This is a genomic window from Citrobacter gillenii (assembly GCF_013337685.1).
GTDB classification, from domain to species: Bacteria; Pseudomonadota; Gammaproteobacteria; order Enterobacterales; family Enterobacteriaceae; genus Citrobacter; species Citrobacter gillenii.
This window is the reverse complement of the sequence record NZ_SUQN01000006.1, coordinates 313,177-332,806: the sequence shown is the minus strand read 5'-3', so window position 1 is coordinate 332,806 and position 19,630 is coordinate 313,177. Positions and strand designations below refer to the sequence as shown.

The following is a 19,630-nucleotide window of genomic DNA, read 5'->3' as shown; positions in this document are numbered from 1 at the left end:
CCCTTGTATTTACAGGAAATGACAGAATTTTCCGACTACGCCGAGCACCACAGTAATGGCGATAAGACGCAGAGGACTCCAGCCACGACGAACCAACCAGAACATGGTTAATGTGTAGACCAGTGGCAGGAAAGCCGGCATCAGTTTGTCAATAACATCCGTCTGCAGTTTTACCACCGCATCACCTGCGGTAATTTCCAACGTGGTGTTAAGGCGAACGTAAGTTGCAACCAGGGCGCCAATCACCGTCATCCCAACGATGGATGCCGCATGCCCAACCTTCTTGGTATTGGCCTTAATCAGTGGGATGGCCGCGACGCCCATCCGATACGCGTAGTGTGCCAGGCCAAAACGCAAACCAAGATGGACAACGTTGAACATAACAATAAACACGACTGCGCCAAGAATAGACCCCTGTAGCGCCAGGCTGGCTCCGATCCCTCCGCAAATGGGCAGCAGCGTTAACCAGAACATCGCATCCCCGATGCCCCCGAGCGGTGCGCCTACGGCAATCTTGGTACTTTGAATACTGTTCACGTCCTGCTTGGAGCGTTCCATCGCGAGGATGATGCCAATAACAAACGTCACCAGAAACGGATGGGTATTAAAGAACCCCATATGGCCTTTCATTGAACGCGCAAGATCGCGTTTATTGGTGTGAATCTTTTTCAGTGCGGGCAACAGACCGTACAGCCATCCTGATGCCTGCATACGTTCGTAGTTAAAAGATGCCTGTAGCAGCATGGAACGCCAGGCTACGCGGTTGATGTCTTTTTTTGTCAGCTCCGCCCCAATGTTCTGATCTTCATAGATGTTTTCATTGGTGCCGGTAAGCAGCGTATCTTCGGTATCGGAAACGTTCGGCAGAGCCGTTTGGTTAGATTCCATCTTCGAATTCCTCTTTTTGTGCTACCGGGGCTGTAGGTTCAGGTGATTTACGCAGAAAATCGATCAGCGCCATTGCCAGTGCGGCGGCGGCGATAGCCAGTACCGGGAGCTTGAGCCAGGCAGCGGCAACAAAACCCAGAATAAAATAGGGGATATAGACGTTCTTCATCATGATTTTCAGCAGTACGGCAAAACCGATTGCTGGCATGATGCCGCCGGCGACGCCGAGGCCGTCAATCAGGCGTGTGGGTAGCACATCAATGGCGGTTTTGGCATGTTCCGCGCCAAAGTAAATCGGCAGGAAGGCGCATAAGAAGTAGAACGTCCCCAATGCCAGTAATGCCAGATAGTTCACCCGCTCAATTCCGGCTGTATCGGCATTCGCTGCCATCCGATCGCAGCGAGCCATAACACCCGACATCACGGAGAACAGGAAGGTAATCCCCATTTGAACCGCTACGGCGAATGGCACAGCCACACCAACGGCAACCTCTGGTTTTACGCCGGTCGTAATAGCAAATGTTGTTCCGACAATGGTCCCGATGATGACGTTTGGTGGCTGAGCACCCGCCAGTGGGGCCAGGCCCATCCACACCAGTTCCAGCGTACCACCGGTTAAAATACCGGTATGCAGATCGCCCAGTATCAGCCCGACCAGCGGTCCAAGAACCACCGGGCGGTGCATATGCGTTAACCCGTTGAACATATCCAGGCCTGCGATAAAGGCGAGAATACCCAACGCAAAAGCCTGCAACAGACTAATTTCCATTGTGAATTCCTCAGAGAAGTTTAAAGAGGTCCTGGGCGGGTTCGGTTGGTACGCCCTGAACGAAGCATTCCACGTCGGCGGCTTTCAGCCCGTTAAATGCCGTAATATCGTTCGCGTCTACAGAAACGGTTTTAGCGATTTGCTGCTTGCCGTTGGCGTAGTGCATATTGCCAACGTTGATGCGGTTAACCGGAACGCCGCCTTCAACCAGCCGTAAGAAGTCTGCGGGGGTTCTGCAGACCAGCAGAATTTTCTGACGATCGGCAGCACGGTGGATATTGTCGATCACTTTTTGTAGTGACCAGAAGCGCACGGCAATCCCTTCCGCGAGCACCATTTCCATCAGGTTTTGCTGAACCTGATCTTCAGCGACCTCATCATTGGCAACCAGAACCAGATTTGCCCCCGCAAATCCGACCCACTGCACACCGACCTGACCGTGAATTAAACGTTCGTCAATGCGACTTAATACAATGTTTGGCATAGTGTTTTTCTCTTTCTTTTTATGCGTTATGGGATGATGCGCCCTGGCAGGCACGGTGGTATTGCTGCAGTATGTCCTGAATATGGTTAATGATGAGTTCTCGTGGTGTGGCGTTGAGATCTCCCTCGCGCACTTTTACGTACTGCAACGGTAAATATTGGCTGATGAGCGGCAGCGGAATTGGCTCGTCTGCCAGGTTGCGTACCAGTCGGTCGAAGGCGTCATCAATCTGGCTGTCTGGCCAATAGTAACGAACCCGATCGGAGTAACTGTAACCTCGTGCCAGTCGACGTGCGTTGCCATCTCCGTGGTAATGGCTCTGCCAATATTCCGGGCGATCGAGCATCACGCTTTCCAGAACATGGCGTAGACCTGAGCAGGCCTTTGCTGGCAGTAATTCTTCTTCAATAGCGGCCAGTGAGAACAACGCTTCACGCAGGGCGAAGGTCAGGGCTGGGCCAACTTTCAGGATCGCAAAGTGATCTTTGACCAACTGGCGCAGTGACTGTGGTGTTTGATAATCGGTGGAATGCGCTTCAAAGACCAATGTGTCGTAGGCTTCTACCATCTTGCTTAAAGCAACGGCTTTTTGCGGCTGATAATCAATAATATGTGTGTGGTCAAATTCAACGCCGGGTTGCACCACCAGCGCGATAATGCGTGGCCAGATGGCGTCCAGACCCTGTTTTTCAAACGCATGATGATGAGCTTCCAGCGTGGCACGTGCCGCGTCAGGTGTAGTAACTTCCAGCTCCGTTAACGTTTCGTGGGCACCGCCGGGAACCGGAACCTCCGTGCCGATCACGTAAACCAGATCGGACTCGCCAAAATGTGCCTTACAGGTTTCTTCGGCAACCTTCGCCAGGCGTGCCGCGCGTTCAGCGACGATGGCATCCGTTAATGGAACAGGATCGCCCTGGCAGGACATGCTGCAATCCAGGTGGATTTTTTTAAATCCTGCAGCCACGTAGCTTTTAATGAGGTCGTCAGCATTGGCCATTGCCTGCTCTGCGGGTAGGTTTTGCCAACGGTTTGGTCCGAGATGGTCCCCACCCAGAATTAGCATTTCCTGAGGAAAGTCAAAAGATTCTGCCAGGCGACAGACAAAACTGCGAAAATCGGCTGGCGTCATACCGGTATAGCCGCCAAACTGGTCAACCTGATTGGACGTTGCTTCTATCAGCAACGGTGTATGGTTTGCATGGGCGTAGCGTATTGCTGATTCCAGTACCAATGGATGCGCGGAACAAACGGCATAAATCCCGTTTGCTTTCCCCCGTTTATGCTGCTCCACCATTTTAGTTAGATGTTTCACTTTCCTCTCCAGGTCAGATTGCTGCGACATCAATCTTTCGTTTTGTTTCATTTGATACTGATCCAAGTTGCCATAAAAATAAAACGAAAGATTCTTGTTTTCCGATCTGTTTCACAAAAGAAACATAATGAAAGGTTTCAGCGGCGATTCTATCGCTATCTGAGCCGGTTGTAGTGCTTGCAATCCGGTAAAAGAAAGGCGTTAATAGGCAAAACGAAATGAAACGAAAGAATTAACTAAAGGATCTCTTATGAGCAATACCGATTCTGCAAGTAAGCGGGTAACAGGTACCAGCGAGCGGCGCGAGCAGATTATCCAGCGGTTGCGACAGCAAGGAAGCGTGCAGGTGAACGATCTTTCTGTTTTATTTGGCGTCTCTACGGTGACGATCCGCAACGATCTGGCGTTTCTGGAAAAGCAGGGTATTGCCGTTCGTGCCTATGGTGGGGCGCTGATCTGTGACAGCAATACGCCGGGCGTGGAGCCTTCTGTTGAAGATAAGAGCTCGCTGAATACGGCGGTTAAACGCAGTATCGCCAAGGCTGCCGCTGAAATGATCAAACCAGGGCATCGCGTGATCCTGGATTCCGGCACTACGACCTATGAAATTGCCCGTCTGATGCGCCAGCATACCGATGTGATTGCGATGACCAATGGGATGAATGTCGCCAGTGCCTTGTTGGAAGCTGAAGGTGTCGAGCTGCTGATGACCGGTGGACATCTGCGTCGTCAGTCGCTGTCTTTTTATGGTGATCAGGCCGAGCAGTCTCTGCAGAATTACCACTTCGACATGCTGTTTCTTGGTGTTGATGCTATTGATTTAGAACGCGGTGTGAGTACGCACAATGAAGACGAAGCCCGGCTTAACCGTCGGATGTGCGAAGTGGCTGAGCGGATTATCGTGGTGACTGATTCCAGCAAATTCAATCGCTCCAGCCTGCATAAAATCATTGATACACAACGTATTCATACCATCATTGTGGATGAAGGTATTCCAGCGGAATGTCTACAAGAATTACACCGTAGCGGCGTCGAAGTGATCATTGTTCAGTGATGGCAGGGACAAATTCAGCAGTAGTGATGCCTATTCAGTTACAGACACAGGGCTGCTAATCGTTGAAATGCCGGATAGCAGCGCTAAAGCGCCTTATCCGGCCTACGGGACAGGGCGCTTATAGGCCGGAAAAATGCTCAGCCAGAGAAAATCAGGTCACCGGTGCCGGGTTAAACACCGCCAGCTGGTTGTGCAGTCCCCACTGATCCGAGAAGGTTTTCTTACGTCCGCTCGCCACGTCGAGAATGAACTCGAACAGCTTCAGACCGACATCTTCAATGGTTTCTTCACCGGTAGCGATGGTTCCGGCATTGATATCCATCAGATCAAACCAACGGTTGGCCAGTTCGGTGCGTGTTGCCATTTTAATCACCGGGACCGCCATCAGACCGTACGGTGTACCGCGACCGGTGGTGAACACCTGCACGGTGATCCCGGAGGCGACCTGTTGTGTACCGCACACAAAGTCACTGGCCGGTGTGGCTGCGTAAATCAGGCCGCGTTTGGTCGGACGCTGGCCCGGTGATAACACTTCCACAATGGCGCTCTTACCCGATTTGGCAATGGAGCCCAGCGCTTTTTCGACCACGTTTGCCAGACCGCCTTTCTTGTTGCCCGGAGAGGGGTTAGCGCTGCGGTCGGTTTGTCCCAAATCCAGGTAGTTATCGTACCAGGCCATTTCTTCGAGCAGGCGCTTGCCCACTTCTTCATTGATGGCGCGCGGCGTTAACAGGTGGATGGCGTCACGCACTTCAGTCACTTCCGAAAACATCACGGTGGCACCGCAGCGCACCAACAGATCGGACGCGTAGCCCACTGCCGGGTTAGCTGTGACGCCAGAAAACGCATCGCTGCCGCCGCACTGCATGCCGACCACCAGTTCAGAGGCCGGGCAGGTTTCTCGCTGACGCTGGTTGAGTTTTACCAGATGGCGCTCGGCAACCTGCAAAATGTCTTCAACCATCGATTTGAAGCCTACGTGTTTTTCATCCTGCAGGCTGACAATGCTGGCGCTGTCTACCGGGATGCTTTTCACATCGTGCGTGCCTTCTAACAGGCGTTCCGGCTGGAGTTTTTCGCAGCCGAGTCCGATAACCATCACTTCGCCACCGAAGTTGGGGTTCAGGGCAATGTTATGGATGGTACGAATTGGCACGATAGCGGCCGGTGCATTGATGGCTACACCGCAACCATACAGATGGTTCAGCCCCACCACGCCGTCAACGTTCGGGTATTTGGGCAGCAGATCGCGCTCAATGATTTTCACCACATAATCCACCACGCCCGCCACGCAGTGTACGCTGGTGGAGATGCCGAGCAGGTTCTTGGTGCCCACGCTGCCGTCGGCATTACGGTAGCCTTCGAAGGTGTAGCCTTCAAGAGGAGGAAGCGGCTCCGGCACTTTGGTTGCCAGCGGCAGCGTCTCCAGCGGCGGGGCTTTGGGCAGCTCAACCATTGACTCATCAATCCAACTACCGCGTGCGATGTCGCGAACGGCGTAACCGATCACTTCACCATAGCGCACGATTTCGCCGTGAACAGCAATATCCGTTAGCGCCACTTTATGACCCTGGGGAATATGTTCAATCAGCGCCAGTCCGTCCGGGAAACGTGTCCCGGCTTTCAGACCATTGTCATTGACAATAATCGCCACATTATCAGTGTCGTGTACTTTAATATAAAACGCCGTGGGCAATTCTTGTCTAATTTCGATGTCGGCCATTGTCCAGTATTCTCCAGCCAGGTGGTGATAATAGATATATATCGAATCTAATTATAAGTAATAAAGACTCAGTGTCGTGGAATAAGAATGTCAGGAGTTTTAATTTAAGAATGTGAGCGAGATCACTTAAACTTAGAAACGCCGCGCCACCAAGGGTATCAATACGTAAATGTGTGCATCAGCGCCCATGGTTATGTGCATATGCATAAAATAATATTTTAATATTATGCTTTTAATGAGCGTTTGCACAATGATTAACGACGCTGCGCTGATTATACTGAATCACGGTTTAATAGCGACTGATAAATAAAAGCGTATTTTATCTTACGGTAATTTATCAGCGTAAACATCCTTCAAAATAATAATAAAAATCTTTTTGTACCTGAGGTAAATAGAATGATACTGGATACGGTTGTAGAGAAAAAGAAAGGTACGCACACCCGATATTTAATACTGCTGATAATATTTATTGTCACTGCCGTAAACTATGCAGACCGCGCGACGTTGTCTATTGCCGGTACTGAAGTGGCCAAAGAGTTGCAGCTCAGTGCCATATCAATGGGTTACATTTTCTCCGCCTTCGGCTGGGCCTATTTGCTGATGCAAATTCCCGGCGGCTGGCTGCTCGACAAGTTTGGTTCGAAGAAAGTCTATACCTACAGTCTTTTCTTCTGGTCGCTGTTTACCTTCCTGCAGGGTTTTGTCGATATGTTCCCGCTGGCCTGGGCGGGGATCTCCATGTTTATCATGCGGTTTATGCTGGGCTTCTCGGAAGCGCCTTCCTTCCCGGCTAACGCCCGTATTGTTGCGGCCTGGTTCCCGACCAAAGAGCGTGGCACGGCCTCTGCGATTTTTAACTCCGCGCAGTATTTCTCACTGGCGCTGTTTTCACCGTTGCTGGGCTGGCTGACCTTCGCCTGGGGCTGGGAACACGTCTTTACCGTGATGGGCGTGATTGGCTTTGTGCTGACCGGACTGTGGGTAAAACTGATCCATAACCCTACCGATCACCCACGGATGTCGCAGGAAGAGCTGAAGTTTATCTCGGATAACGGCGCGGTAGTGGATATGGACCACAAGAAGCCGGGTGGTGCTGCGGCGAGCGGTCCGAAACTGCATTACATCAAGCAACTGCTGACAAACCGCATGATGCTGGGGGTGTTCTTTGGACAGTATTTTATCAACACCATCACCTGGTTCTTCCTGACCTGGTTCCCTATCTACCTAGTGCAGGAAAAAGGTATGTCGATCCTGAAAGTCGGCCTGGTCGCGTCTATTCCGGCACTGTGTGGATTTGCTGGTGGTGTACTGGGCGGCGTGTTCTCGGATTACCTGATTAAACGCGGCGCCAGCATCACCCTGGCGCGTAAGCTGCCGATCGTGCTCGGAATGCTGCTCGCCTCAACCATTATCCTGTGCAATTACACGGATAATACCACCTTCGTAGTGGCGCTGATGGCGCTGGCGTTCTTCGGTAAAGGTTTTGGCGCGCTGGGTTGGCCGGTGATTTCCGATACCGCCCCGAAAGAGATTGTGGGTCTGTGCGGTGGCGTGTTTAACGTATTTGGTAACGTGGCTTCTATCGTAACCCCGCTGGTGATTGGTTACCTGGTGAGCGAGCTGCACTCATTTAATGCTGCGCTGGTATTTGTAGGGTGCTCGGCGCTGATGGCGATGGTTTGCTACCTGTTTATTGTCGGTGACATTAAACGTATGGAATTGCAGAAATAAACAAAGGTATAGGCGATGAATAACACGATTTTCCCAAACAAATTTAAAGCGGCACTTGCGGCGCATCAGGTTCAGATTGGCTGCTGGTCCGCGCTGGCAAGCCCGATCAGTACCGAAGTATTAGGCTTGGCCGGTTTTGACTGGCTGGTGCTGGACGGTGAACATGCGCCAAACGATATCTCGACGTTTATCCCACAGCTGATGGCGCTGAAAGGCAGTTCCAGCGCGCCGGTTGTACGTGTGCCGACCAACGAGCCGGTGATCATCAAGCGTCTGCTGGATATTGGTTTCTATAACTTCCTGATTCCGTTTGTTGAGACCGAAGAAGATGCGGTGAACGCCGTGGCATCTACCCGCTATCCGCCGGAAGGTATTCGCGGCGTATCGGTTTCTCACCGCGCCAATATGTTTGGCACCGTGCCGGACTACTTCGCACAGTCAAACAAAAACATCACCATCATCGTGCAGATCGAAAGTCAGCAGGGTGTTGATAACGTGGATGCGATTGCCGCAACCGAAGGCGTGGACGGTATTTTCGTCGGCCCAAGCGACCTGGCCGCCGCGTTAGGCCACCTGGGCAATGCCTCCCATCCGGAAGTGCAAAAGGCGATTCAGCACATCTTTGCGGTCGCGAAAAAGCACGGTAAGCCAAGCGGCATTCTGGCACCGGTTGATGCAGATGCCCGTCGCTATCTGGACTGGGGCGCGACGTTTGTTGCCGTCGGTAGCGATCTCGGCGTGTTCCGTTCAGCGACGCAAAAACTGGCTGATTCTTTTAAGAAATAACCACCATCGACAGTATAGAGAGATAAAGACATGACAATGAAAGTAGGTTTTATTGGCCTCGGTATTATGGGTAAACCAATGAGTAAAAACCTCCTCAAGGCAGGTTACTCGCTGGTGGTTGCTGACCGTAACCCAGAAGCGATTGCGGAAGTCATCGCCGCAGGCGCAGAAACCGCTACCACGGCGAAAGCCATTGCCGAACAGTGCGATGTGATTATCACCATGCTGCCGAATTCTCCACACGTAAAAGAAGTGGCGTTGGGCGAAGGCGGTATCATCGAAGGCGCGAAGCCGGGCACCGTTCTGATCGACATGAGTTCAATCGCCCCGTTAGCCAGTCGTGAAATCAGCGATGCGCTGAAAGCGAAAGGCGTGGATATGCTGGATGCACCGGTGAGTGGCGGCGAACCGAAGGCGATTGATGGCACGTTGTCGGTGATGGTCGGTGGTGATAAAGCGATTTTCGACAAGTACTACGATCTGCTGAAAGCGATGGCGGGTTCTGTGGTGCATACCGGCGACATTGGCGCGGGTAACGTCACTAAGCTGGCAAACCAGGTGATCGTGGCGCTGAATATTGCGGCGATGTCTGAAGCGCTGACCCTGGCGACCAAAGCGGGTGTGAACCCGGATCTGGTGTATCAGGCTATTCGCGGCGGACTGGCGGGCAGCACCGTGCTGGATGCCAAAGCGCCGATGGTGATGGACCGTAACTTTAAACCGGGTTTCCGTATTGACCTGCACATCAAAGATCTGGCGAATGCGCTGGATACCTCACACGGCGTGGGTGCACAGCTGCCGCTGACTGCAGCGGTAATGGAAATGATGCAGGCGCTGCGCGCTGACGGGCTGGGAACGGCTGACCACAGTGCGTTGGCATGCTACTACGAAAAACTGGCGAAAGTGGAAGTCACTCGCTAACAAGAAGGGCGCGACTATGCGCCCTGTAATTCTTGCCTCGCGCGGCACTGTCAGGCTACATAACTATGAAAATCGTAATTGCCCCAGACTCTTATAAAGAAAGCCTTTCTGCCACCGAGGTAGCGCAGGCGATAGAAAAAGGATTTCGGGAAATTTTTCCCGATGCGTACTATGTTTCTGTTCCGGTCGCCGATGGCGGCGAAGGGACCGTTGAAGCGATGATTGCCGCCACGCAGGGAACGGAACATTTCGCGTGGGTAACGGGACCGTTGGGCGAAAAAGTGAATGCCAGCTGGGGCATGTCCGGAGACGGTAACACCGCGTTTATCGAAATGGCGGCAGCCAGTGGGCTGGCGCTGGTCCCTCCAGAAAAACGCAACCCCTTAGTCACCACGTCGCGTGGTACCGGGGAGTTGATTCTCAAGGCGCTGGAAAGCGGCGCGCAAAATATCATTATTGGTATTGGCGGCAGTGCGACCAACGACGGTGGTGCGGGTATGGTACAGGCGCTGGGGGCAAAACTCTGTGACGCCAACGGTACTGACATTGGCTTTGGCGGCGGTTGCCTGAATAGCCTGAATACCATTGATATCTCGGGTCTGGACCCGCGCTTAAAAACCTGTTCGATTCGTGTTGCTTGTGATGTGACGAATCCATTGACCGGCGAAAACGGTGCGTCCCGCATTTTTGGTCCGCAGAAGGGCGCGACTGAAGAACGCATTATCGAGCTGGATCGTAATTTGTCTCACTTTGCCGACATCATAAAAAAATCGTTGCGCGTTGATGTGAAAAATGTGCCCGGAGCCGGAGCCGCTGGCGGTATGGGGGCGGCATTAATGGCATTTTTAGGTGCAGAACTGCGTAGCGGGATAGAGATTGTGACCCAGGCGCTGAATCTGGAAGAGCATATTCACGACTGTACGCTGGTGGTTACCGGTGAAGGACGCCTCGACAGCCAGAGTATTCACGGCAAAGTGCCTGTCGGCGTGGCAAGTGTGGCGAAGAAATACCACAAGCCGGTGATCGGTATTGCGGGCAGCCTGACACGCGATGTGGGCGTGGTGCATCAATATGGTATCGATGCCGTGTTTAGCGTATTGACCAGCATAGGTACGCTGGAAGAGGCCTTCCGGGGAGCATTTGATAATATTTATCGGTCATCCAGAAACATCGCCGCTACGTTGGCGATAGGAATGCGCAGTGCGGGGTGACATTGGCCCGCAAACCCTCTATACTTCGCGCCGAAGCTGACCAGACAGTCGCCGCTTCGTCGTCGTCCTCTTCGGGGGAGACGGGCGGAGGGGAGGAAAGTCCGGGCTCCATAGGGCAGGGTGCCAGGTAACGCCTGGGGGGGAAACCCACGACCAGTGCAACAGAGAGCAAACCGCCGATGGCCCACGCAAGTGGGATCAGGTAAGGGTGAAAGGGTGCGGTAAGAGCGCACCGCGCGGCTGGTAACAGTCCGTGGCACGGTAAACTCCACCCGGAGCAAGGCCAAATAGGGGTTCACAAGGTACGGCCCGTACTGAACCCGGGTAGGCTGCTTGAGCCAGTGAGCGATTGCTGGCCTAGATGAATGACTGTCCACGACAGAACCCGGCTTATCGGTCAGCTTCACTCTTTATAAAACCCCGCTTCGGCGGGTTTTTGCTTTACGGCAGGCAACAAGATGAATGACTGTCCACGACGCTATGCTCAAAAGAACGCGGCTTATCGGTCAGCGTCAACTATTAAGGAAATCCTCGTCAGAAATGGCGAGGGTTTTTGCTTTTATGGCGTGTTTTTTATGCCTGCTGGCCCCGATTTTTTGTAGGCCGGATAAGGTGCTTGCACCGCCATCCGGCAAATTTGCGGTAAATCTCATTTTTATTTTCCCGTTATTTATTCGAAAACGTCTTTTTCAGCGGCAAAGGGGTTGCTGAAAAGTTCCAGTTTTGTGACAGCTAACACAAAACGCTTATCGATACGTTTCGCTATAGAAAAAACACACGCAATCGATCGAAATCACAAAATTACTTGCTGTGAAAATACCAAAAACCAGCGTTAATTTATTGTTGCATTTGATAATTTATTGTTTGTTTTGTTTTGAATAATGATAAATGCAATGTTTCTTTACAAACAAATAAGGCAAAATAGTGTGATGCATGGCGTTATTTAACCACGATAATAATTAAATTATAATTTTATTTGATAAATTGCTCATTAAATTTAAACGTTATCCCGACCGATAATTACTCTGTAATTGCTTGAATTATCATCTTTCAACCGTCGGTTAAATAACCGTTAACGTGCATGTGTTATCGCCATAAATTTTCGTTATCCCCCCATCTTTTTTTGATTAAAGTCAGGTTAAAGTGAGATCGTTTTTCTTCATTGCATTGATAAATAACGATTTTATTGGTTTATAATAATCTTACAAAATGTAAGTGAAGGGGATTTGTGAGTGGTCGCACATATCCGTGAACGTTTAATTTGGTACACTTCCTGCCGTCAACAAAGTAATTAGAGCAGGCCGATATGAATACTATTTCTCTCCCTAAAACACAGCACTTAGTGGTCTTTCAGGAAGTCATTAGAAGTGGTTCTATCGGCTCAGCTGCAAAAGAATTAGGTTTAACTCAACCCGCAGTAAGCAAAATCATTAATGATGTTGAGGCTTATTTTGGTATTGAGTTGGTGGTGCGTAAAAATACAGGCGTCACATTGACCCAAGCCGGTCAGGTGATGCTCTCATGGTCTGAATCTATTACCCGTGAAATGAAAAACATGGTTGATGAGATGAATAGCATGACGAGCAATGCGGTTGTTGATGTGTCGTTCGGTTTCCCCTCACTGATCGCCTTTACCATCATGTCCGGCATGATTAAGAAGTTTAAAGAGGTGTTCCCGAACGCGCAGGTTTCCATGTATGAAGCCCAGCTTTCCTCTTTCTTACCAGCGGTTCGTGATGGGCGTCTGGACTTTGCAATCGGCACGTTAAGCGATGAGATGAAATTGCACGACCTGCATGTGGAGCCGCTGTTCGAGTCAGAATTTGTTCTGGTTGCCAGTAAGTCCCGAACACGCACCGGCATCACTACGCTGAGCGCATTGCAAAATGAACAGTGGGTGTTGCCGCAAACGAATATGGGTTACTACAGCGAGCTTCTTACTACGTTACAAAAAAATGGCATCAGCAGTGAAAACATCGTTAAAACAGACTCGGTCGTCACAATTTATAATCTTGTTCTCAATGCTGATTTCTTAACAGTAATTCCCTGCGATATGACCACTCCATTTGGTTCAAACCAGTTTATTACTATTCCGGTAGAAGAGGCCTTACCGGTCGCGCGTTACGCCGCCGTCTGGTCTAAAAATTATCGAATTAAAAAAGCAGCATCAATTTTGGTGGAATTAGCCAAAGAATATTCATCATATAATTGCCAGCGACGAAAGCAATTAATTGAAGTTGATTAAAGATTAAACTCGATTTAATACGGAATTAATGCCATCGGTCTATATCAGACGTTGGTCACGGCTATCTATTTACTTTAATACCCAGGTAAGAGGTTCTAATGCACATTACATACGATCTCCCAGTTGCAATTGAAGATATCCTCGAAGCGAAAAAAAGACTGGCGGGGAAAATTTATAAAACGGGAATGCCTCGCTCTAACTATTTTAGTGAACGTTGCAAAGGGGAAATTTTCCTTAAGTTTGAGAACATGCAGCGTACTGGTTCATTTAAAATTCGCGGCGCCTTTAACAAGCTCAGTTCTTTAACTGAAGCGGAAAGATGTAAAGGCGTGGTGGCCTGCTCTGCAGGTAACCATGCGCAAGGGGTTTCCCTCTCTTGTGCGATGCTCGGTATTGACGGCAAAGTGGTGATGCCAAAAGGCGCACCGAAGTCTAAAGTGGCTGCTACCTGCGACTACTCCGCAGAAGTTGTGCTGCACGGTGACAACTTCAACGACACGATCGCTAAAGTGAGCGAGATTGTTGAAACTGAAGGCCGCATCTTTATTCCGCCTTATGATGATCCGAAAGTGATTGCCGGTCAGGGGACTATCGGTCTGGAAATTCTGGAAGATCTGTATGATGTCGATAACGTGATTGTGCCAATTGGTGGCGGCGGACTGATTGCCGGTATTGCGATAGCCATTAAATCTATCAACCCGACCATTAAAATTATTGGCGTACAGTCTGAAAACGTTCACGGCATGGCGGCTTCTTTCCACGCTGGAGAAATAACCACGCACCGAACGACCGGGACCCTGGCGGATGGTTGTGACGTCTCCCGCCCGGGTACTTTGACCTATGAAATCGTTCGTGAGTTAGTGGATGACATTGTCCTGGTCAGCGAAGATGAAATTCGCAACAGTATGGTGGCATTAATTCAGCGAAATAAAGTTGTGACAGAAGGCGCTGGCGCGCTGGCATGTGCTGCATTATTAAGCGGGAAATTAGATAGCTACATCCAGAATAGAAAAACAGTCAGCATTATTTCTGGCGGTAATATCGACCTTTCTCGTGTATCCCAAATTACTGGTTTAGTTGACGCTTAATATATTTCGTTGAGGATAGGATATGAGTACTACTGATAGCATTGTATCCAGCCAGACAAAACAATCGTCCTGGCGCAAATCGGACACCACCTGGACACTGGGTTTATTTGGTACAGCCATCGGCGCCGGGGTGTTGTTCTTCCCTATCCGCGCAGGCTTTGGCGGGCTGATCCCCATTCTGTTAATGCTGGTGTTAGCGTACCCCATCGCGTTCTATTGCCACCGTGCACTGGCGCGCCTGTGTCTTTCCGGTTCTAACCCTTCCGGCAACATCACCGAAACGGTTGAAGAGCATTTTGGTAAAACGGGCGGCGTGGTCATCACGTTCCTCTACTTCTTTGCGATTTGCCCACTGCTGTGGATTTATGGCGTCACCATTACCAACACCTTTATGACCTTCTGGGAAAACCAGTTGCAGATGCCAGCGCTTAATCGTGGCTTCGTCGCGCTGTTCCTGCTGCTGTTGATGGCATTCGTCATCTACTTCGGTAAAGATCTGATGGTTAAAGTGATGAGCTTCCTGGTATGGCCATTCATTGCCAGCCTGGTACTTATCTCTCTGTCCCTGATCCCTTACTGGAACTCAGCGGTTATCCAGCAGGTGGATCTCAGCAATATAGCGTTGACCGGGCATGACGGTATTCTGGTCACCGTATGGCTGGGTATTTCCATCATGGTGTTCTCCTTCAACTTCTCGCCAATTGTTTCCTCTTTCGTGGTGTCTAAACGCGAAGAGTATGAAAAAGATTATGGCCGCGAATTTACCGAGCAGAAATGTTCCAAGATCATCTCCCGTGCCAGTATGCTGATGGTTGCAGTGGTCATGTTCTTCGCCTTTAGCTGCCTGTTCACGCTGTCTCCGGCAAATATGGCCGAAGCCAAAGCGCAGAACATTCCGGTACTGTCATACCTGGCGAACCACTTTGCTTCACTGTCCGGCACCAAGTCGACCTTCGCGACCGTTCTGGAATACGGTGCTTCTATCATCGCACTGGTCGCTATCTTCAAATCTTTCTTCGGCCACTATCTGGGCACGCTGGAAGGTCTGAACGGTCTGGTCCTGAAGTTTGGTTATAAAGGTGATAAGAACAAAGTCTCTGTTGGCAAACTTAACACCATCAGCATGATCTTCATCATGGGTTCCACCTGGGTTGTGGCTTACGCCAACCCGAACATCCTGGACCTGATTGAAGCGATGGGCGCGCCAATTATCGCCTCACTGCTCTGCTTGCTGCCGATGTATGCCATCCGTAAAGCGCCGTCTCTGGCGAAATACCGTGGCCGTCTGGATAACGTGTTTGTTACTGCGATTGGTCTGCTGACTATCCTGAACATCGTCTACAAACTGTTTTAATCCTTAAGCTCAGGATGAGCGGAGTAGTGAAATGAATGAGTTTCCGGTAGTACTGGTTATTAATTGTGGTTCATCTTCCATTAAATTCTCAGTGCTGGATGCAGCCAACTGTGATGTTTTAATGGCGGGAATTGCAGACGGTATTAACTCTGAAAATGCGTTCATAGCAATTAATGGTGGGGAGCCGGCTAAGCTGGCTCACCACAGCTACGAAGACGCATTAAAGGCTATTGCCGCTGAACTGGAACAACGTAATTTAATGGATAGCGTGGCCTTAATTGGCCACCGCATTGCCCACGGTGGAAGTATCTTTACGGAATCAGCGATAATTACAGATGACGTTATCGACAATATTCGTCGGGTATCTCCTTTAGCACCATTACATAATTATGCGAACCTGAGCGGGATTGAATCCGCACAGCATCTTTTCCCGGGTGTACAGCAGGTGGCGGTATTTGATACCAGCTTCCACCAGACGATGGCACCTGAAGCCTATCTGTACGGTTTACCGTGGAAATATTACGAGGAGCTGGGTGTTCGTCGTTATGGCTTCCACGGCACGTCGCACCGCTATGTTTCTCAGCGAGCGCACGAGCTTCTCGACCTCCAGGATGATGATTCTGGCCTGGTTGTCGCGCACCTGGGTAACGGCGCGTCCATCTGTGCGGTCCGTAACGGACAAAGCGTGGATACCTCAATGGGTATGACGCCGCTGGAAGGACTGATGATGGGTACGCGTAGCGGTGATGTGGACTTTGGCGCGATGGCGTGGATCGCCAGTGAAACCAATCAGACGCTGAGCGACCTTGAGCGTGTCGTCAATAAAGAGTCTGGCCTGCTGGGTATTTCCGGTTTGTCCTCTGACTTACGTACGCTGGAAAAAGCCTGGCACGAAGGACACGAGCGTGCGCAGCTGGCGATTAAAACCTTTGTGCATCGTATTGCACGCCATATCGCCGGACATGCTGCATCGTTACATCGTCTTGATGGGATTATTTTCACCGGCGGCATTGGTGAAAACTCAGTCTTAATTCGCCGTCTGGTGATTGAACATCTGGCCGTATTAGGTGTGAATATCGACAGCGAAATGAATAGTCTGCCAAATTCTCATGGCGAGAGAATTATCTCTGCTAATGATGCTCGAGTTATTTGTGCAGTTATTCCGACGAATGAAGAGAAAATGATTGCTCGTGATGCCATTCATTTAGGCAGAATTAACACACCAGTAGAATTTGCATAATTAATTTTCTGTAGAGAGATTATTTTTCATGAAGGTAAATATCGATACCAGCGATATGCTGTATGCCGACGCGTGGCTTGGCTTTAAAGGTACGGACTGGAAAGAAGAAATTAATGTCCGTGATTTTATTCAGCATAACTACACGCCTTATGAAGGGGATGAATCTTTCCTCGCCGAAGCGACGCCGGCAACCACCGCATTGTGGGAAAAAGTCATGGCGGGCATCCGTATTGAAAACTCGACGCATGCGCCGGTAGATTTCGATACCAATATTGCCACTACGATCACCGCGCACGATGCCGGTTATATTGAACAAGAACTGGAAAAGATCGTCGGTCTGCAAACGGATAAGCCGCTGAAGCGTGCGCTGCATCCGTTTGGCGGCATCAACATGATCAAAAGCTCTTTTGATGCTTACGGTCGTGAAATGGATGCTGATTTTGAGTACCAGTATACCGAACTGCGTAAAACCCATAACCAGGGCGTGTTCGACGCGTATTCCCCGGATATGCTGCGCTGCCGTAAGTCCGGCGTATTAACCGGTCTGCCGGATGGCTATGGCCGTGGTCGTATCATTGGCGATTACCGCCGTGTTGCGTTGTACGGTATTCGCTACCTGGTGCGTGAACGCGAGCAGCAGTTTGCCGATCTCCAGTCAAATCTGGAGTGGGGGCAGAATCTGGAGGCGACGATTCGCCTGCGTGAAGAGCTGTCTGAGCACCGTCGTGCGCTGCTGCAAATGCAGGAAATGGCGGCGAAGTACGGTTGCGATATTTCCCGTCCGGCGCGTAACGCACAGGAAGCCGTACAGTGGGTGTATTTTGCTTATCTGGCCGCGGTGAAATCGCAGAACGGCGGCGCGATGTCGCTGGGCCGTACTGCATCGTTCCTCGACATTTACATTGAGCGCGACTTCAAAGCCGGTATCTTAAACGAGCAGCAGGCGCAGGAGTTGATCGACCACTTCATCATGAAGATCCGCATGGTGCGCTTCCTGCGTACTCCGGAATTCGACACCCTGTTCTCCGGCGATCCTATCTGGGCGACCGAAGTTATTGGTGGGATGGGGCTGGACGGCCGCACGCTGGTCACCAAAAACTCGTTCCGCTACCTGCATACGCTGCACACCATGGGACCGGCACCTGAGCCGAACCTGACGGTGCTGTGGTCTGAAGGCTTACCGATTGCCTTCAAAAAATATGCCGCACAGGTGTCTATCGTCACGTCGTCTTTACAGTATGAAAATGACGATCTGATGCGCGCTGACTTTGAAAGCGATGACTATGCCATTGCCTGCTGCGTCAGCCCGATGGTCATCGGCAAACAAATGCAGTTCTTTGGTGCGCGTGCCAACCTCGCCAAAACATTGCTGTACGCAATCAACGGCGGTGTGGATGAGAAGCTGAAAATCCAGGTCGGGCCGAAAACTGCGCCGCTGATGGATGACGTGCTGGATTACGACACGGTGATGGAGAGCCTGGACCACTTTATGGACTGGCTGGCCGTGCAGTACATCAGTGCGCTGAACATCATTCACTATATGCACGACAAGTACAGCTACGAAGCCTCGCTGATGGCGCTGCACGATCGTGATGTTTATCGCACCATGGCATGCGGTATGGCGGGTCTGTCCGTTGCTGCGGACTCCTTGTCGGCTATCAAGTACGCTCGCGTCAAACCGATCCGTGATGAAAACGGCCTGGCGGTCGACTTCGAAATTGAAGGTGACTATCCGCAGTACGGTAACAACGATGAGCGCGTAGACAGCATTGCCTGCGACCTGGTTGAACGCTTTATGAAGAAAATTAAAGTGTTGCCAACCTATCGCAACGCGGTGCCGACGCAGTCCATTCTGACCATCACCTCTAACGTGGTGTACGGCCAGAAAACCGGGAATACCCCGGACGGGCGTCGCGCAGGTACGCCGTTTGCGCCAGGTGCGAACCCGATGCACGGCCGCGATCGCAAAGGTGCCGTCGCCTCGTTGACCTCGGTGGCTAAACTGCCGTTTACCTATGCCAAAGATGGTATCTCGTACACCTTCTCGATTGTGCCGGCTGCACTGGGCAAAGAAGATAGCGTGCGTAAAACCAACCTGGTCGGTCTGCTGGACGGTTATTTCCATCATGAAGCGCATGTCGAAGGCGGTCAGCACCTGAACGTCAACGTCATGAACCGCGAAATGCTGATGGATGCTATTGAGCACCCGGAAAACTATCCGAACCTGACGATCCGCGTGTCTGGCTATGCGGTGCGCTTTAACGCGCTAACCCGCGAACAGCAGCAGGACGTTATTTCACGCACTTTCACCCAGGCGCTTTAACGCCGGAGGGTTTATGAGAAAAGTTATTGCAACCGACTGTGCGCCAGGGGCGATTGGGCCTTACGTACAGGGCGTGGATCTGGGCAGCATGGTGTTGACCTCAGGTCAAATCCCGGTATGTCCGCAGACCGGTGAAGTTGCCGAACACGTGACCGATCAGGCGCGTCAGAGTCTGGAAAACGTGAAAGCGATCGTTGAGTCCGCCGGTTTGAAAGTGAACGATATCGTGAAGACCACCGTTTTCGTGGCCGATCTGAACGACTTCGCCACCATTAATCAGGTGTATCAGCAGTTCTTTGATGAGCACGAGGCTATCTATCCGGCACGCAGCTGTGTGCAGGTTGCTCGCTTGCCGAAGGATGTGAAGCTGGAGATTGAAGCCATCGCCGTACGCGGCGACACGGTGTAACTCCCCGCGGGGCGATCGTCAGGATCGCCCCGATCCCGTTAATGAGTGTGAAACCTGGTCTTCACTGAACGGCAATCCGAGGGTGTGGA

The 19,630-nt window shown here is 51.1% G+C and carries 17 protein-coding genes and 1 other RNA gene; 12 read left to right on the top strand and 6 right to left on the bottom strand.

Annotated features, from left to right (window positions below):
- Positions 1–9: 9 nt before the first annotated feature.
- Genes agaE through kbaZ form a run of 4 tightly spaced genes read right to left on the bottom strand, consistent with a single transcriptional unit; the run spans position 10 to position 3,486 of the window.
- A complete protein-coding gene (gene agaE, locus FCH32_RS16080; protein WP_115257414.1) occupies positions 10–888 on the bottom strand; it encodes a PTS N-acetylgalactosamine transporter subunit IID in 879 nt (292 codons plus the stop codon).
- Positions 878–1,657, bottom strand: a complete 780-nt coding sequence (gene agaW, locus FCH32_RS16075) for a PTS N-acetylgalactosamine transporter subunit IIC (RefSeq protein WP_115257415.1) — start codon at positions 1,655–1,657, stop codon at positions 878–880. The genes agaE and agaW overlap by 11 nt, the downstream gene beginning before the upstream one ends.
- A 10-nt stretch (positions 1,658–1,667) precedes the next feature.
- Entirely contained in the window at positions 1,668–2,141 is a 474-nt protein-coding gene (gene agaV / locus FCH32_RS16070; RefSeq protein ID WP_117342721.1) for a PTS N-acetylgalactosamine transporter subunit IIB, read from the bottom strand.
- Between the two features lie 19 nt (positions 2,142–2,160).
- A complete protein-coding gene (kbaZ, locus tag FCH32_RS16065) occupies positions 2,161–3,486 on the bottom strand; it encodes a tagatose-bisphosphate aldolase subunit KbaZ (protein WP_115257417.1) in 1,326 nt (441 codons plus the stop codon).
- 220 nt (positions 3,487–3,706) lie between these two features.
- Here kbaZ and FCH32_RS16060 point away from each other — a divergent pair, with 220 nt between their 5' ends.
- Complete coding sequence (locus FCH32_RS16060; RefSeq protein WP_115257418.1) at positions 3,707–4,510, top strand: DeoR family transcriptional regulator; 804 nt, start codon at positions 3,707–3,709, stop codon at positions 4,508–4,510.
- Positions 4,511–4,661: 151 nt separating this feature from the next.
- Here the strand turns inward: FCH32_RS16060 and garD are convergent, their stop codons facing one another.
- Positions 4,662–6,233, bottom strand: coding sequence for a galactarate dehydratase (garD, locus tag FCH32_RS16055; RefSeq protein WP_174361203.1), 1,572 nt, complete (start codon positions 6,231–6,233; stop codon positions 4,662–4,664).
- A 396-nt stretch (positions 6,234–6,629) separates the two neighbouring features.
- On the opposite strand from garD, the gene garP reads away from it, so the two are divergent.
- From garP to rnpB, 5 genes are all read left to right on the top strand, one after another.
- The gene (garP, locus tag FCH32_RS16050) at positions 6,630–7,964 is read left to right on the top strand and encodes a galactarate/glucarate/glycerate transporter GarP (protein WP_096755558.1); all 1,335 of its coding nucleotides are present in this window, start codon (positions 6,630–6,632) and stop codon (positions 7,962–7,964) included.
- A 15-nt stretch (positions 7,965–7,979) separates the two neighbouring features.
- Complete coding sequence (garL, locus tag FCH32_RS16045; RefSeq protein WP_117342718.1) at positions 7,980–8,750, top strand: 2-dehydro-3-deoxyglucarate aldolase; 771 nt, start codon at positions 7,980–7,982, stop codon at positions 8,748–8,750.
- Between the two features lie 30 nt (positions 8,751–8,780).
- The gene (garR, locus tag FCH32_RS16040) at positions 8,781–9,671 is read left to right on the top strand and encodes a 2-hydroxy-3-oxopropionate reductase (RefSeq protein WP_096755560.1); all 891 of its coding nucleotides are present in this window, start codon (positions 8,781–8,783) and stop codon (positions 9,669–9,671) included.
- 65 nt (positions 9,672–9,736) lie between these two features.
- Positions 9,737–10,882 carry a glycerate 2-kinase gene (garK, locus tag FCH32_RS16035; protein WP_174361202.1) on the top strand — a complete coding sequence of 382 codons (1,146 nt, stop codon included), beginning with the start codon at positions 9,737–9,739 and terminating at the stop codon, positions 10,880–10,882.
- 32 nt (positions 10,883–10,914) lie between these two features.
- An RNA gene (gene rnpB, locus FCH32_RS16030) (RNase P RNA component class A) lies at positions 10,915–11,291 on the top strand.
- A 103-nt stretch (positions 11,292–11,394) separates the two neighbouring features.
- Here the strand turns inward: rnpB and FCH32_RS16025 are convergent.
- Positions 11,395–11,535: a hypothetical protein gene (locus tag FCH32_RS16025; RefSeq protein WP_174361201.1), complete on the bottom strand. Its 141-nt coding sequence runs from the start codon at positions 11,533–11,535 to the stop codon at positions 11,395–11,397.
- Positions 11,536–12,188: 653 nt separating this feature from the next.
- Between FCH32_RS16025 and tdcA the strand changes: the two genes are divergently transcribed.
- From tdcA to FCH32_RS15995, 6 genes are all read left to right on the top strand, one after another.
- Entirely contained in the window at positions 12,189–13,127 is a 939-nt protein-coding gene (gene tdcA, locus FCH32_RS16020; protein WP_096755562.1) for a transcriptional regulator TdcA, read from the top strand.
- A gap of 98 nt (positions 13,128–13,225) precedes the next feature.
- Positions 13,226–14,215: a bifunctional threonine ammonia-lyase/L-serine ammonia-lyase TdcB gene (gene tdcB / locus FCH32_RS16015; protein WP_096755563.1), complete on the top strand. Its 990-nt coding sequence runs from the start codon at positions 13,226–13,228 to the stop codon at positions 14,213–14,215.
- 22 nt (positions 14,216–14,237) lie between these two features.
- The gene (gene tdcC, locus FCH32_RS16010) at positions 14,238–15,569 is read left to right on the top strand and encodes a threonine/serine transporter TdcC (protein ID WP_115257422.1); all 1,332 of its coding nucleotides are present in this window, start codon (positions 14,238–14,240) and stop codon (positions 15,567–15,569) included.
- 31 nt (positions 15,570–15,600) lie between these two features.
- Positions 15,601–16,809, top strand: a complete 1,209-nt coding sequence (gene tdcD, locus FCH32_RS16005) for a propionate kinase (protein ID WP_096755565.1) — start codon at positions 15,601–15,603, stop codon at positions 16,807–16,809.
- Between the two features lie 28 nt (positions 16,810–16,837).
- Positions 16,838–19,132: a 2-ketobutyrate formate-lyase/pyruvate formate-lyase gene (tdcE, locus tag FCH32_RS16000; protein WP_096755566.1), complete on the top strand. Its 2,295-nt coding sequence runs from the start codon at positions 16,838–16,840 to the stop codon at positions 19,130–19,132.
- Between the two features lie 13 nt (positions 19,133–19,145).
- On the top strand, positions 19,146–19,541 hold the full coding sequence (locus FCH32_RS15995; RefSeq protein ID WP_096755567.1) for an enamine/imine deaminase: 396 nt from the start codon (positions 19,146–19,148) through the stop codon (positions 19,539–19,541).
- Positions 19,542–19,630 lie beyond the last annotated feature (89 nt).

What these genes read in the sequence shown, in the direction of transcription:
- FCH32_RS16060 (WP_115257418.1), top strand. Translation starts at nt 3,707, where the DNA reads ATGAGCAATACCGATTCTGCAAGTAAGCGGGTAACAGGTACCAGCGAG.
- garR (WP_096755560.1), top strand. Translation starts at nt 8,781, where the DNA reads ATGACAATGAAAGTAGGTTTTATTGGCCTCGGTATTATGGGTAAACCA.
- kbaZ (WP_115257417.1), bottom strand. Translation starts at nt 3,486, where the DNA reads ATGTCGCAGCAATCTGACCTGGAGAGGAAAGTGAAACATCTAACTAAA.
- tdcC (WP_115257422.1), top strand. Translation starts at nt 14,238, where the DNA reads ATGAGTACTACTGATAGCATTGTATCCAGCCAGACAAAACAATCGTCC.
- agaW (WP_115257415.1), bottom strand. Translation starts at nt 1,657, where the DNA reads ATGGAAATTAGTCTGTTGCAGGCTTTTGCGTTGGGTATTCTCGCCTTT.
- agaV (WP_117342721.1), bottom strand. Translation starts at nt 2,141, where the DNA reads ATGCCAAACATTGTATTAAGTCGCATTGACGAACGTTTAATTCACGGT.
- garP (WP_096755558.1), top strand. Translation starts at nt 6,630, where the DNA reads ATGATACTGGATACGGTTGTAGAGAAAAAGAAAGGTACGCACACCCGA.
- garD (WP_174361203.1), bottom strand. Translation starts at nt 6,233, where the DNA reads ATGGCCGACATCGAAATTAGACAAGAATTGCCCACGGCGTTTTATATT.
- tdcA (WP_096755562.1), top strand. Translation starts at nt 12,189, where the DNA reads ATGAATACTATTTCTCTCCCTAAAACACAGCACTTAGTGGTCTTTCAG.
- FCH32_RS16025 (WP_174361201.1), bottom strand. Translation starts at nt 11,535, where the DNA reads ATGAGATTTACCGCAAATTTGCCGGATGGCGGTGCAAGCACCTTATCC.
- garL (WP_117342718.1), top strand. Translation starts at nt 7,980, where the DNA reads ATGAATAACACGATTTTCCCAAACAAATTTAAAGCGGCACTTGCGGCG.
- garK (WP_174361202.1), top strand. Translation starts at nt 9,737, where the DNA reads ATGAAAATCGTAATTGCCCCAGACTCTTATAAAGAAAGCCTTTCTGCC.
- agaE (WP_115257414.1), bottom strand. Translation starts at nt 888, where the DNA reads ATGGAATCTAACCAAACGGCTCTGCCGAACGTTTCCGATACCGAAGAT.
- tdcE (WP_096755566.1), top strand. Translation starts at nt 16,838, where the DNA reads ATGAAGGTAAATATCGATACCAGCGATATGCTGTATGCCGACGCGTGG.
- tdcB (WP_096755563.1), top strand. Translation starts at nt 13,226, where the DNA reads ATGCACATTACATACGATCTCCCAGTTGCAATTGAAGATATCCTCGAA.
- FCH32_RS15995 (WP_096755567.1), top strand. Translation starts at nt 19,146, where the DNA reads ATGAGAAAAGTTATTGCAACCGACTGTGCGCCAGGGGCGATTGGGCCT.
- tdcD (WP_096755565.1), top strand. Translation starts at nt 15,601, where the DNA reads ATGAATGAGTTTCCGGTAGTACTGGTTATTAATTGTGGTTCATCTTCC.